The sequence below is a fragment of the Butyrivibrio sp. CB08 genome (assembly GCF_003625485.1).
Lineage (GTDB): Bacteria > Bacillota > Clostridia > Lachnospirales > Lachnospiraceae > Butyrivibrio.
Window position 1 is genome coordinate 315,150 of sequence record NZ_RAIR01000004.1, and the last position, 14,228, is coordinate 329,377.

Sequence of the window (14,228 nt, forward strand, 5' to 3'; positions counted from 1 at the left end):
TTTTTATATTATCCACTTTTTAAGTACTGGTATATGACTTATCACAAATACTATACATATGGAAATTGCAAAGTCAATAAGAGCCAGAACAGGCAGTGTAATGATTGGCGTTCCCATTACCGGACTTAGTCCTATTTTCCGAAATACTATAAGTCCAAAGTCATGTACCAGATATATTCCCAGGTTCATCTTTGAGAGCTTTACAATGACTCTCATTATTTTTGAGTCAGGGTCAACGTTCTGGAACCTGTAACGGAAGAAAACAAATGCTGCTATTCCAAAGAGAGGCATTCCTGCACTTGCATAGTCGTGATATATAAGTGTTGGATACTGCTCTTTTATAATGACAAAAGAGACTACAGCGTACATCACAAGTACCGATGCAGTTCCTATGGCATATATGATCTTCCTTTGTTTCGGGGATAGCTCCTCCGTTCCAAAATAGTATCCAGCAAGATAATAAAATACATAACCTGATATATATGACAGTTCAAGTCTTCCGAATATTGACGCCACATACTGATTCGATATTGGGAGCAGCTGAAGTGTGGGGATGGCATAAGCAAGCACAAAGGATGTTATAAGGAAATACTTCATTGCCTTCCTGTCAGCAGCAACGGGCCTTAGAGCCGGCGTTATAATGTAAAGTCCTGCTATGGTAAAGATGTACCACATGTGATATCTGCCAGAAATGGTGTCACTTAGGAGCTTTTCTCCAACTCCATTTGAAAGGCTCCTTGAAGATAACAGGCCACTGGTTATCACTGCGTAGATAAATGCCCAGAAAATGTACGCGCAAAGAAGGCGCGGAATATACTTCTTGAAGATATCAGACGGTTTGACATCTCTTTTTGGTGATAAAAACAGGTACCCACTGATCATTAAAAATACAGGGACGCTGAACCTTCCAAGCATATCAAAAACATTTAGAACACCCCAGGGATACAACGAAAATGGAGCAGCATACCAGCTGATGGCTCCCGTATGAACTATTATGACTCCCAGCATTGATGCGACACGGGCAATATCAAGATAACACTCTCTTTTCTTCTCCATTTTATCGCTTTTTAAAAATACCTCCTGGTAAATTCCTCTGCTTCTACAGGTTTACCATAATAATACCCCTGAAGAGCCCTTACGCCCATACTTTTTAATTTTTCTCCCTGCTCTTTTGTCTCAATACCAACTGCATAGGCGTCTATATTCATATTACCAGCCAGGCCAACAATTGTCTCTATAAGAACATTTGCATCTTCATCACTGTCTGCCCTGTGGATAAGGGACGGCGACATGTGGATCGCTGAAAATCCGCAGGTCAGAATATGGTTAAGATTGATGTCATCTCCGCCAAAATCATTCAGTGACAGCTTAAAGCCATACTCATTTAAGTTCCTAAGGGTCTCCTTGGCGGTTATGGAAGCTCCCATAATTACATCATTACTGATATCAAGATGAACCTTTGAAGGGCTAAGATCATTCTTTTTAACAACCACTTTAAGGTTCTCCAGAAAATCCATGTCCAGTAACTGCAGCGGAGATAAATTGACTGATATGGATATATCCTGTCCACAGGTATCACGCCAGGTCTTAAGCTGACGTATGGCAGTTTCTATGATCCAGTTTCCAAGCCTGTTCATAAGGCCCACTTCTTCAGTGATCGGCAAAAGATCTGCTGCGGTGTAGTTACTTTCCCCCTTAAGTCTTGGGAAAACCTCAGCTGCAGTTAGTCGCCCAGTGAACGCATCTATTCTCGGCTGATAATGAAGTATGAAATCCCTGTCTGGCTCTGCTTTTCTTAGTCGTTCTTCCAAAGCTCTGTGCTTTTCAACTGTTTCTACCAGACTACTATCAAAGAGTCTGAAGTTGTCTTTCTTGCCGCTGTGCTTAACGGCATACATAGCTGCATCTGCATACCTGACAAGAGTTTCTATCTGTTCTGAATCATCGGGATAAACAGATACTCCGATGCTTCCTGAGAGGGAGAATATGTATGTATCAATGTGCAAAGGAGTGTTAAACAGCTTTTGAAGATCCCTGGCACACTGAACGATCTCTTCTTTTTCGCTGATCTCTTCCCTTACCAGCATGAACTCATCTCCACCGGTTCTAAATGACGTGTATGATTTGGGAAGCGCAAGCATTCTTGAGCCAAACTCCTTTAATACCCTGTCTCCCATGTCGTGTCCATAGGTATCATTTATGGGCTTAAAGCAGTTTAGATCAACGCAAAAAATTACAAATCTCTTGCTCTGCTCTTTTGCCTTGTTTACAGCTTCCTCAAGAACAGTACTGCTGTACCTTCTGTTATACAGTCCTGTAAGGATATCCTGCTGCTTAAGAAGCTGCTCGCTTAAAGCACTGTTCTGGAAAGTAGCTGTGGTGATCCAGTATGCAAGTAGAGCAAATGCTACATAAAAGAACTCTCCACTCTCAATCACTTTTAGGACCATCAGGATAATACTTAAAATGAGACCAGCTAAAACTACAATTCTGGTCCTTCTGACAGCTCCCTGTGTGTACTTGTACGGTTTAAACTGGAATACGTGATGATGATGAACCTGATGATAGATTCCATGAGCCATGAGTATCATGCATAGCATGTACACAAGGTTTGTGTATATATTTTCAGGATCCTGGCCCAAAGCCTGAACATAAGTGTAGGGAAAATCAAGCAGAATGTACCCGATAATTCCGAAAATCATGGTATTTGTGCCCTTAAGACCATTATCTGTAGCGATCATCAAAGTCATGTGCACGATCATGATCAGAATAAAGATATTCACTGTGAAATACAGGTATATCCTGATAAGGGCTCCCTGATCAACAAGGTCATATGTGCCCAGATGCACCAGAATACGCCTTAGAGCAATGATTCCAATTACCGTAAAGGTCAGAGAGTTAATGAGGAACCGGTAAAGATCTTTTCCCTTTAATTTCTGGATAAAGTAGAATCCTACCGATGCACCAAAAAAATAGTTTGGCAGAAGAAAAATGAACGCGGCAAACTCATACAGCTTCTCACTACCTGTTATCCAATTGCTGATAAAGATCAGGATATCTGCAAAAGCATATGAAAAAATGCCTAAAGCAAGAATAAAAGAAGGTTTCCAAAACCTTCCCATTCGCTTAAGACATCCTAAAATAGTTATTCCTATAGCAAATCCTGTAATTGGTGAAAACAGCTCAATAAAAAAAGTAGCCTTTAGCATTGTGCTTATAAAAAAGCAGCTGTAGGATACTACGATGCCGGCCACAAAAACAAGATCCATTTTTTCGAATTTATTAGCAGACTCCTTATCCATGCCAAGCCCTCTACTGAGCCAACAACCATCAATAATATTATACAAAAAGGCGCTACATCCGAAAAGACGTAGCGCCATTAATGTTTTTTTAAATAATTATAAACTAATTATTGATTAAAGCTTTGGGCCAGCAGCTACAAGAGCCTTACCAGCGTCATTACCTTCATACTTCTTGAAGTTCTTGATGAATCTCTCTGCAAGATCCTTAGCCTTTGTCTCCCACTCAGAAGCATCAGCGTATGTATCTCTAGGATCAAGGATTGCAGGATCAACTCCTGGAAGTGATGTAGGAACTTCGAAATCGAAGATAGGAATCTTCTTGGTCTCAGCCTTGTTTACATCGCCGTTAAGGATTGCATCGATGATTCCACGAGTATCCTTGATGGAGATTCTCTTGCCTGTTCCGTTCCATCCTGTGTTTACAAGGTAAGCCTTAGCTCCTGACTTCTGCATCTTCTTAACGAGCTCCTCACCGTACTTTGTTGGATGAAGCTCAAGGAATGCCTGTCCGAAACATGCTGAGAATGTAGGTGTAGGCTCTGTGATTCCTCTCTCTGTTCCAGCAAGCTTAGCTGTGAAGCCTGAAAGGAAGTAGTACTGAGTCTGCTCAGGTGTAAGGATTGATACTGGAGGAAGTACTCCGAAAGCATCAGCTGAAAGGAAGATTACATTCTGAGCTGCAGGGCCTGATGATGTAGGATGTACATTAAGAACGATGTTCTTGATGTGGTTGATAGGATATGATACACGAGTGTTCTCTGTAACGCTCTTGTCATCGAAATCGATCTTGCCATCACCTGCTACAGTTACGTTCTCAAGAAGAGCATCTCTCTTGATAGCGTTGTAGATGTCTGGCTCAGAATCCTTATCAAGGCCGATAACCTTAGCATAGCAGCCGCCCTCGAAGTTGAATACTCCGTTGTCGTCCCAGCCGTGCTCGTCATCACCGATAAGAAGTCTCTTAGGATCTGTTGAAAGTGTTGTCTTACCTGTTCCTGAAAGACCGAAGAAGATTGCTGTGTTCTCACCGTTCATATCTGTGTTAGCTGAGCAGTGCATAGAAGCAATTCCCTTAAGAGGAAGGTAATAGTTCATCATTGAGAACATACCCTTCTTCATCTCTCCGCCGTACCATGTGTTGATGATAACCTGCTCACGGCTTGTGATGTTGAATGCTACACAAGTCTCTGAGTTAAGGCCAAGTGCCTGATAGTCATCAACCTTAGCAAGTGAAGCGTTGTAAACTACGAAGTCTGGCTCGAAAGAAGCAAGCTCTGCCTCTGTAGGCTGGATGAACATGTTCTTGATGAAGTGAGCCTGCCAAGCAACCTCAACGATGAAACGAACTGCCATACGAGTATCCTTGTTAGCGCCACAGAAAGCGTCAACAACGAAGAGTCTCTTGTTGCAAAGCTCGTTCTTAGCAATCTCTTTAACCTTAGCCCAAACTTCCTCGCTCATTGGGTGGTTATCGTTCTTGTACTCGTCAGATGTCCACCATACAGTGTCCTTGGAGTTAGAATCCATAACGATGTACTTGTCTTTAGGTGAACGTCCTGTGTAGATACCAGTCATAACGTTAACAGCGCCGAGCTCTGTGTCAACGCCCTTCTCGTAACCAGTAAGTTCTGGCTTCATTTCCTCTGTGTAAAGATCATCATAGGAAGGGTTGTGAACGATCTCAGTTGTTCCTGTGATACCATACTTGGTTAAATCGATGTTTGCCATTTGTTAACCTCTTTTCTTTATGATTTTTTTGTACGAAATAACTGATATTTATAAATATCCAGATATTTCGCAGATACACTATTAAATTTTCCGGCAAATGTGCGCCGATACTTCATTTATACTACAAAGTCAATGTTTTAACAAGGGATTTTCGTGGGTTTTATGTATAAAAAATCTCTAAATCCTCAGTTCTTTTCACCATCTAAAAGTGCCTGGTAGATATCTCTTTTTCCGACACCTCTGTCAGCTGCTACCTTCTTCATGGCATCCTTCCTTGAAAGCCCCTGACTCTCGTATATTGCCATGTGTTCTTCAAGGCTCATCTCAAGGAAACTCTGTCTGCTCTCCTCATCCTGCTCCTGAAGGCTCTTGCCTTCAATAACAAGGACATACTCGCCTCGTGGTTCATTAGCTTCGTAAAAAGAGATCGCCTCTGCTATAGTAGTTGGTCTGACCTCCTCAAACTTCTTGGTCAGCTCTCTGCAGATGGAAATTCTCCTGTCTCCAAGTGTGTCATAAAGATCAGAAAGTGCCGCCTTAAGATGATGGGGCGCTTCGTAGATTATCATTGTGCGGCTCTCATCCTTAAGGTCCTCAAGGATCCTCTTTCTCGCCTTCTTATCATCTGAAGATGGAAGGAATCCTTCAAAGCAGAACCTCCTGGTAGAAAGTCCAGATAATGTCAGAGCCGTGATACATGCAGCGGGACCTGGCAGGGATGTTACAGTAATGCCTGCCTTGTGACACTCTGCCACCAGCACCTCTCCCGGATCAGAAATAGCGGGAGTTCCGGCGTCAGTGATAAGAGCCACGTTAATGCCCTCCTGCATCTTGCCGATGAGCCACTGTGCCTTGTCGTACTTGTTGTACTCGTGGTAGCTTGTCATCTCCGTATGTATATCAAAGTGGTTTAAAAGCTTTATGCTGTTCCTGGTATCTTCTGCTGCAATGAGATCAACAGACTTAAGTGTTTCCAGCACCCTGAAGGTTATGTCATCAAGGTTTCCTATAGGAGTTGCGCATAAATACAGTATTCCAGCCATATCTCAATCCTCTTAATAGCCGTAAATGTCGTAAATGTCCTTGGTGTACCTGCCCTGACTCTCGTAGATGATAAGGGGCTTTTCCACTGTGATCCTGGATCTTCCGCCCCTGACACCTTCGATAAGGACCATGCTGGGCTCCTTGTCTACAAATGGATAAACCAACTGCATCCTCTTTGGCTCAAGCTTGTACTCGTGCATGATCACCATGATCTCAGCAAGTCTGAAGGGCCTGTGGACCATGTAGAACTTACCGCCGCTTTTAAGGCACTTTGCAGCTGCTGCCACCACATCCTCAAGGGTGCAGCTCACTTCATGCCTTGCGATTGCCTTTGGCGCCTCGGGATTCTGAAGGCCGTGGCTGTTTATCATGTAAGGCGGATTACTTGTTACCACGTCAAAAGAGGCAGCGTCAAATAATTGCCCTGCCTCCTTAATATCGCCATTTACTATTTTAATTTTGTCTTCCAGGTCGTTGAGCCTGACGCTCCTTTGAGCCATGTCTGCACTGTCTTTTTGTATCTCGAGGCCAACCAGCTCTTGTGCCTTAGTCTTAGCTGACATAAGGATAGGTATTATCCCAGTGCCAGTTCCAAGGTCCAGAACTCTGTCTCCCTCTTTGGCAGCTGCGAATCCTGACAAAAGAACTGCATCCATTCCGAAGCAGAATCTGTCCGGATCCTGAATGATCTTCAGGTTGTTCCTCTGGAGATCGTCAAGTCTCTCTGACTCCTTAAGCTCAATTGTCCCCAAGCTTAGACTTTCCTTCCTGCTTTTCGATCTTTTCAAGCTTCTCGAGTTCCTTCATTTCTTCGTCTTCCTTGGAACCCTTCTTAGAGCCATTATTGTTATTGTTGTTCTTTTTCTTTTGTCTCTTCTTGATGTTCTCAAGTTCCTCGAGCTTGTACTCGTGAACCTCTTTCTCGTCATTGACTTCCACAAGGATCTTAACTGTCTGACGGAGGATATTTACACTTGAAACCTCTCCGCTAAGTCCGTCCTTGGCTGTACAGAAGTCACCAACGCCAGGCATCTTGCGGTTTAATTCCTCGTAAACCTCTTCCTCGTTCTTAAGGCAGCACATAAGTCTTCCGCAAACTCCGGAAATCTTGGTCGGATTAAGTGAAAGGCTCTGCTCCTTGGCCATCTTTATGGATACCGGTACAAAGTCTGAAAGATATGAGTGGCAGCAAAGTGGTCTTCCGCAGATACCATAGCCACCGATTATCTTGGTCTCATCTCTAACACCGATCTGTCTGAGCTCGATCCTGGTCTTAAATACTGCTGCCAGATCCTTGACCAGTTCTCTAAAGTCAATTCTTCCATCAGCTGTGAAGTAGAAGAGGATCTTGTTGTTGTCGAAAGTATACTCTGCATCGATGAGCTTCATCTCGAGATTGTGCTTTTTGATCTTCTCAAGACATACCCTGAATGCCTCTTTTTCTTTTTCCCTGTTGCCAGCTTCCTGCTCGTCGTCCTTGGTACTTGCTGTTCTAAGAACTGTCTTGAGGGGCTTAACTACCTTCTCGTCCTCAATCTCCTGGATCTCAGTAACTACAGTTCCATACTCCACGCCACGAGCTGTCTCAACAATGACATGGTCACCCTTTTTGATAATGTATTTCCCTGGTGAAAAGAAATATATCTTGCCGGCAGATCTGAATCTTACGCCGATTACTCTTGTCATAAATGCTCCTTAATGCCTATGAGCATAAGCTCTAAGGCCAAATCTATATTTACATTGGAAGATATGCGATTTTTTGCAATATCGATGTTGTCCAAAATACTGCTAATATCATCATAGCTACACTTGTTTGTAACACTACTAATATACGATACCTTATCAGTGAAAATCAAGTGATCCACGTTGTCGGACGCCTTGAACACAAGCATATCCCTAAAGAAGAACAAAAGGATATCCATAAAGTCCTCGTACTGAGCGATATCTATACCCTTCTTGGTTGACTTCTCGTCTGCTTCCGGGTTTTCCAAAAGCCCATGAACCCTGTCCATTATATCGTGGACTTCAAGGTTTTCAAGCTTGGTGATAAGGTCAATTGTCTCGTTTTTTAGATTCTCAAAGCGCTCGTTTGATGAGAGCTCCAGTGCTTTTCCAATGTTGCCCCTTGCAAAGGCAGCACTGAGTTCTGCCTTGTAGTCTACTACCCGGCAGTTTTCCATCAGATACTTCTTAATTACTTCGTCCCTTACTGGTTTTGTGGGAAGAACTATACATCTACTGATAATAGTGGGTAAAAAAGCATTCAGATTGTTGGTCAGAATGATGATGATAATGTAAGAAGGCGGCTCCTCAAGCGTCTTTAAAAGCGCGTTCTGAGCTGCTATTGTCATCTTTTCCCCTTCGGGAATTATATAGATCTTGTACTTGCTCTCATAGGGCTTGATCACCACATCATCCCTGAGGCGCAGTCTGATGTCGTCAACACCGATGCTATTTGGCTTGTCATGGGTTATGGTGATGATGTCAGGGTGGTTATCTGACATGGCCTTTATACAGGATGGGCAGAGGTCACATGCCTCTATTTCACCATCTTTTTCCTGTCTGTCACTGCACTGAAGGGCCTTTGCGAAAATCCTGGCGATAAACTCTTTTCCCGATCCATCTTCTCCGGAAATGATATAGGCATGGGATGCCTTATCAGTCTTAAGCACATACTGCATGTGCTCCTTCATCTGTTCCTGATCATAGATATCGGAAAAATCCGCCATTACAACTCCCCTTAAGTAAATATATCGAGCAGCAGCCCCTGTATCTGCCCTATCTTAGCTAAAATATCAATGTTGTTACACTCGTCCTTTACCAGCTCCTGAGCCAGTTCGTCCAGCTCTTTATCCACCTGTCTGATAATGCCATAGACTCTGTGGCGTCCCTTCCTGTCAAGGAAGTTCTCTCTGGAAAAGACATGTGACCTGGTCACTACTTCATTCAGGAAATCCTTGATAAGGATCCTGTATCTTTGCATGTCCTTGATGTCATTCTTCTTGGAAATGCGCTCGCCCTGCTGGACTATGTCCTGCATCATGAGATTCAGGCGCTCAGCAAGATCAGTGTCTTCAAGCTTACTGGTCAGTATGAACTTAAAATCGCCATTAGCTTCCTGTACCTGTTCCGGTGCAGGAGCCTGTTGTGTTGGCGCGATATTATTGATCTTAATATCCATTCCAAGCCCTCCCCAAATAAGTTAAGCTTTTTTCTCAAGAATGAACGCTTTTATGCTGCTTATGCAGTCCTCTATCTTGTCGTTGTTGGTAAATCTGGTGCTGACACCAGCTTCCTGCAATTTGTCCTCGGAAAAATCTTCCTCATCAGCAAGAAATCTTCTACACATCTCGTCGTACCTTGGATTTTCCTGCTTGCCTTCCCTCTTCATGGCTCTCTCAAGACGAATCCTTGCTTCCACGTCGATCAGAAGGGGTACCACATTTTCTTTTCCAAAATAATCTCTTATATAGCAGAAGGATTCCAAAGTTCCGATCACCATGTAATCGCCTTGTGACAGGTCGATCTGTCCGTCATCTACTGTGAAATATCTCCACTCACCGTAGTTTGTGTGATAGGTTCTCTCCTCGATGATCCTGCCACTGCCCTTAAGATCCTGATATTCCTCTTCCGTTTTGAAAAAGTACTGAACTCCGTCAGTCTCTCCGGACCTCTGAGGCCTTGTGGTGTAGGGAACAACCTTTTTTAATGAAAGGCTCTCATCTGCTATTAAGTTCTTGTATATCGTATCTTTCCCAGATGTGCTCTTGCCCATCAAAAGAAAAATCCTGCCCATATTGTGTCCTGTCCTGTTTCCTTAGATTTCTTCTACTCTTATCATGTTGGTCCTTCCAGGAATTCCAAGTGGAACTCCGGCTGTAAGGACAACCTTATCGCCGCTCTTAAGATATCCGGCGTTCTTAGCAGAATTGATTGCCTCTCTGAACAGCTCGTCTGCTGTATCTTCCTGTCTGATATGAAGAGGAAGAACACCAAACATGAGGTTCATCTGTCTGCATACTGTTGGATTGGTTGTGCATGCAATGATCTGGCAATTTGGCTTGTACATTGAAACCATGCTGGCTGTAAAGCCTGACATTGTTACTGTAAGGATCGCATCAGCGTCAAGCTCAGCAGCAATGCTGCATGTTGCGTGTGAAATAGCAGTTGTGTCATCGCTTGGTGCGTAGTCTCTCTTTTTAAGTCTTCCTATATAATCAATATCAGCTTCTGTTCTCTCAGCAATCTTAGACATGGTCTTAAGTGCCTCGATAGGATAGTCGCCTGCAGCTGTCTCGCCTGAAAGCATGATGGCTGTTGTTCCATCGTAGATCGCATTGGCTACGTCTGTAACCTCAGCTCTTGTTGGTCTTGGATGATGGATCATTGAATCAAGCATCTGAGTTGCTGTGATAACATACTTACCATTTGCCTCTGCCATCTTGATCATCATCTTCTGGATAACTGGAACTTCTTCAAAAGGAACCTCAACACCCATGTCTCCTCTTGCTACCATGATACCATCAGCAGCATCAAGGATGTCCTTAAGATTGTTGATACCCTGTGTGCTCTCAATCTTAGCAATGATCTTCATTGGGCTGTTTTGCTCTTTTAAGATCTCTCTTATGGCATCAACATCAGCTCTTGTTCTTACAAAAGAAGCTGCAACAAAATCAAAGCCCTGCTCGCAGCCAAAGATGATATCCCCTCTGTCCTGCTCGCTAAGATAAGGCATTGTGAGCTCTGCTCCTGGAACATTGACGCCCTTCTTGTCAGAGATTGGTCCACCGTTAACTACTGTGCAGACAATGTCTGTATCTGTAACCTTCTCGACCTTAAGCTCGATAAGACCGTCATCTAAGAGGATTGTCATTCCACTCTTGCAGTCGTTTGGAAGTTCTTTATATGTAATGGAAACCTCGCTGTCTGTACCCTTGATGTCTCTTGCAGTCAAAGTAAATGTCTGACCTGCCTTAAGCTCAGTTTTACCATTCTCGAAATCTTTAAGTCTTATTTCTGGTCCCTTTGTATCGAGCATTGTTGCGACAGGAAGGTCAAGCTCATCTCTAAGCTTTCTGATCCTCTCGAACTTTCTTCTATGTTCATCATGGGAACCATGTGAAAAGTTAAATCTTGCTACATTCATTCCAGCAAGCATCAGCTCTTTTAACTTATCTTCCTGCTCACTTGCTGGTCCGATCGTGCAGATTATTTTTGTTTTACGCATATTATCTCTCTCCTAATTATTATACCCTTATTTCCCCTATTTTCTCCATTGAAAATGCCCTGAACATTAAGTCCTTGCTCTATACATCCTTCAATCTGGTCTATAAGTCCCTGATCTATTACCTCTCCTGGAACTATCATTGGAATTCCTGGCGGATAAAGGTTTACAAAATCCCCAGCAATTCTCCCTTTTGCCATGCCAAGTTCAACAGCCTCGCTATCACTGTCCCAGGCCTCAAAAAGAGGCATCTGCTTTTGTGGGATTAAAGCTGGCTTCCCACTTTCTTCATGGCGGGATTTACTGTCAGATAGCCTGTTATCTATCTCGCAGATAGCCTTGGATAATCTGTCTATACCCTCATCGGTATCCCAGCCTGTAATGATGGCAAGACCATATCTCTCCCCTGCCATTTCAAGCTGCAATCCGTATTCCTCACGCAGTATATCATATAACTGATGGCCTGTCATTTCCTCAGAATCAACAAAAATCAGCACTTTTGAAGGGTCTTCCAGCTCATCTGTGTGGATTATGCGAACTTTCTCGCACCCTCTTGTCTTTAACTCCAGATTTTTCCTATGTTCCAGGAGCCTCTGTACATAGGTTTCCTTCTTTTCCAAAAGCTCATTTATGCAAAGATCAATAGATGACATCAAGACATAAGAAGGACTGCTGGACTGATATATCCTTAAGAACCTCTTTAATAGAGCCTTATCTACAAGGCTTCCCTGAAGATGAATTAGTGCAGTCTGCGTCATTGCAGGAAGTGTCTTGTGAAGTGAATGAATGACTACGTCTGCGCCAAGCTTTACTGCGCTTTCCGGGATCTCTTTTCCCAGACCAAAATGCGCTCCGTGAGCAGCATCCACAATAAGAGGGATGTTTCTGTCATGGCAGACCCTGGCGATTCCTGCAACATCTGAACACTTGCCTTCGTAGGTTGGCGATGTAATAAATACTGCTTCTACCTGATTATCAAGACTGTCCAACGCAGTCTGAACTTCCTGCGCGCTGTATCCATCAAATATTCCATATTTATCGATCATCTTAACTGGCAGATACTCTACATCCAGGTGTCTTAAGTAGGCTGCATGGTAAAAAGATCTGTGGCTTCCCCTTGCTGCAAGGATCCTGCCACCTTCTAAAACCGCAGCTGAAACTGCACTAAGCACACCTGAAGTACTTCCATTTACCAGGAAAAAAGTCTCATCCGCGCCGTAGAGGTCATTTGCCCTTCTCTCCGCCTCCAGGATGATTCCGCTCTCGTCGTGAAGATTGTCAAAGCCGTCAATTTCCGTTATATCACAGCGAAAAGCACCCTTTAACGGGGTGCTTTCAAGGTTCCTTTTATGTCCTGGCATGTGAAGCGGATACATATCGCTGTCAGCCAGTTTAAGAAGTTCCTGGTAAATATCAGGCATAATTAACTCTAATCTTTCCCTTTCTGATCTTTAAGGTCTCCAGTGTTGACGCGTATTTGTCAGCCATGCAAACAACCCAGGCTTCTCGGCATCTGGGTGGCTTAACAGTAAGAGGCCACATGTGCTTTTTGATTATTTCTTTTTCTCTCTCTGAAAGAGTAAAGTCCCTTGTTGCATTCTTAAGAGCGATACCTGGATGGTAGAAACCATGAAGCTTAGGATGTATGTTTCCTGGTGCCTCTCCGTCATGCCAGTCATAGAGGAAATAGTCGTGAAGAAGAGCTCCTCTTATGATCTCCCTCTCTCTTCCACCGATTCCCATCTTTCTGTTAAGCTTGATAGCGCACAAAGCAACATGGATACTGTGTTCAAAAACAGTAACATTACCATGCTGGATAAAGCTCTTTAATTTTATGTAATTCTCAGATCCTAAAATATCAGAACCATAAAAAGTAAGCAGACTCTGATATTCCTTATCTGCCTCTAGATCATTTAAAATCTCTGGATCAAAAGCATCTGGATCATAGTGCTTCACATCCAGAAACTTTTTGATGATCTCTTTATCCTCTTCATCTATGTGGTGTAAATGATGCATTTTCATTCTCCATGCGCTTTCGTGAGCGCATAACACAACATTTTAAGTTACTTAATTTTTTTCATCATATCACACAATGAATAATAAAGTATAAAAAACCTAAAAAAAGTAGCTAAATAATTCTTATTTCTTTATCAGAGATCGTGAGAAAAAAAAATCCCAGCGAGACCTGATCGCTAGGATTAATAAAAAAAGATGCCTAGAGTCGGAATCGAACCAACGACACGAGGATTTTCAGTCCTCTGCTCTACCAACTGAGCTATCTAGGCATATAGTAGCGGGGACAGGATTTGAACCTATGACCTTCGGGTTATGAGCCCGACGAGCTTCCAGACTGCTCCACCCCGCGTCATTATAAATCCGTACCTCGTACGAATCGCTTATGTTTGCTGCTTATATGCAACAAAAAATGGATGGCGGTGGATTCGAACCACCGAAGCAAATTGCAGCAGATTTACAGTCTGTCCCCTTTGGCCACTCGGGAAGCCATCCATATAGAGCCGATGAGCGGACTCGAACCGTTAACCTGCTGATTACAAATCAGCTGCTCTGCCAATTGAGCCACATCGGCTTACACTCGAATGTGTAATTAGTTTAAAAATGGGGCCTACAGGGCTCGAACCTGTGACCCTCTGCTTGTAAGGCAGATGCTCTCCCAGCTGAGCTAAGACCCCGGTCAAACTAAAATATGAAGTTGAGCGACCCGAAGGGGGTTCGAACCCCTGACCTCCGCCGTGACAGGGCGGCGCTCTAACCAGCTGAGCCACCGGGCCATTTCCTGAAGTTTATACCTTCAAAACCGAACACTGAAATCTCTTGGATCCTATCTTGCTTTCTTTGGATAAGCCCTCGACCTATTAGTACACATCAGCTGAACATGTTACCATGCTTACACCTTGTGCCTATCTAACCTC

Annotated in this window: 12 protein-coding genes and 6 tRNA genes; all 18 read right to left on the bottom strand. The window is 43.4% G+C overall.

Annotated elements, in window-relative coordinates; all coding sequences use genetic code 11:
- Positions 1–3: 3 nt before the first annotated feature.
- Entirely contained in the window at positions 4–1,056 is a 1,053-nt protein-coding gene (locus D6855_RS09450) for an acyltransferase (protein ID WP_120740359.1), read from the bottom strand.
- 11 nt (positions 1,057–1,067) lie between these two features.
- Positions 1,068–3,302, bottom strand: a complete 2,235-nt coding sequence (locus tag D6855_RS09455) for a putative bifunctional diguanylate cyclase/phosphodiesterase (protein WP_158589502.1) — start codon at positions 3,300–3,302, stop codon at positions 1,068–1,070.
- A gap of 114 nt (positions 3,303–3,416) precedes the next feature.
- The gene (gene pckA / locus D6855_RS09460; protein ID WP_120740363.1) at positions 3,417–5,030 is read right to left on the bottom strand and encodes a phosphoenolpyruvate carboxykinase (ATP); all 1,614 of its coding nucleotides are present in this window, start codon (positions 5,028–5,030) and stop codon (positions 3,417–3,419) included.
- A 185-nt stretch (positions 5,031–5,215) separates the two neighbouring features.
- A complete protein-coding gene (gene rsmI / locus D6855_RS09465; protein WP_120740365.1) occupies positions 5,216–6,073 on the bottom strand; it encodes a 16S rRNA (cytidine(1402)-2'-O)-methyltransferase in 858 nt (285 codons plus the stop codon).
- A gap of 12 nt (positions 6,074–6,085) precedes the next feature.
- Positions 6,086–6,826, bottom strand: a complete 741-nt coding sequence (locus D6855_RS09470; RefSeq protein ID WP_120740367.1) for a tRNA1(Val) (adenine(37)-N6)-methyltransferase — start codon at positions 6,824–6,826, stop codon at positions 6,086–6,088.
- Positions 6,813–7,760, bottom strand: coding sequence for a PSP1 domain-containing protein (locus D6855_RS09475; RefSeq protein WP_120740369.1), 948 nt, complete (start codon positions 7,758–7,760; stop codon positions 6,813–6,815). The genes D6855_RS09470 and D6855_RS09475 overlap by 14 nt, the downstream gene beginning before the upstream one ends.
- On the bottom strand, positions 7,757–8,803 hold the full coding sequence (locus D6855_RS09480) for a DNA polymerase III subunit (protein ID WP_120740371.1): 1,047 nt from the start codon (positions 8,801–8,803) through the stop codon (positions 7,757–7,759). Before D6855_RS09480 ends, D6855_RS09475 begins: the two co-directional genes overlap by 4 nt.
- Before the next feature lie 11 nt (positions 8,804–8,814).
- Entirely contained in the window at positions 8,815–9,255 is a 441-nt protein-coding gene (locus tag D6855_RS09485) for a YaaR family protein (protein WP_120740373.1), read from the bottom strand.
- Positions 9,256–9,276: 21 nt separating this feature from the next.
- Complete coding sequence (locus D6855_RS09490) at positions 9,277–9,870, bottom strand: guanylate kinase (protein ID WP_120740375.1); 594 nt, start codon at positions 9,868–9,870, stop codon at positions 9,277–9,279.
- A 21-nt stretch (positions 9,871–9,891) separates the two neighbouring features.
- Entirely contained in the window at positions 9,892–11,301 is a 1,410-nt protein-coding gene (gene pyk, locus D6855_RS09495; protein ID WP_120740377.1) for a pyruvate kinase, read from the bottom strand.
- Positions 11,283–12,719: an aminotransferase class I/II-fold pyridoxal phosphate-dependent enzyme gene (locus D6855_RS09500; RefSeq protein ID WP_120740379.1), complete on the bottom strand. Its 1,437-nt coding sequence runs from the start codon at positions 12,717–12,719 to the stop codon at positions 11,283–11,285. The genes pyk and D6855_RS09500 overlap by 19 nt, the downstream gene beginning before the upstream one ends.
- Positions 12,712–13,314 carry an HD domain-containing protein gene (locus D6855_RS09505; protein WP_120740381.1) on the bottom strand — a complete coding sequence of 201 codons (603 nt, stop codon included), beginning with the start codon at positions 13,312–13,314 and terminating at the stop codon, positions 12,712–12,714. The genes D6855_RS09500 and D6855_RS09505 overlap by 8 nt, the downstream gene beginning before the upstream one ends.
- A 196-nt stretch (positions 13,315–13,510) precedes the next feature.
- Positions 13,511–13,583 (bottom strand) — tRNA-Phe (locus D6855_RS09510).
- Between the two features lie 6 nt (positions 13,584–13,589).
- Positions 13,590–13,663: transfer RNA gene (locus tag D6855_RS09515), tRNA-Met, on the bottom strand.
- 61 nt (positions 13,664–13,724) lie between these two features.
- Positions 13,725–13,806, bottom strand: a tRNA-Tyr gene (locus D6855_RS09520).
- Positions 13,807–13,812: 6 nt separating this feature from the next.
- Positions 13,813–13,885: transfer RNA gene (locus D6855_RS09525), tRNA-Thr, on the bottom strand.
- A 30-nt stretch (positions 13,886–13,915) separates the two neighbouring features.
- Positions 13,916–13,988, bottom strand: a tRNA-Val gene (locus D6855_RS09530).
- A 25-nt stretch (positions 13,989–14,013) separates the two neighbouring features.
- Positions 14,014–14,087 (bottom strand) — tRNA-Asp (locus tag D6855_RS09535).
- Positions 14,088–14,228: the final 141 nt, after the last annotated feature.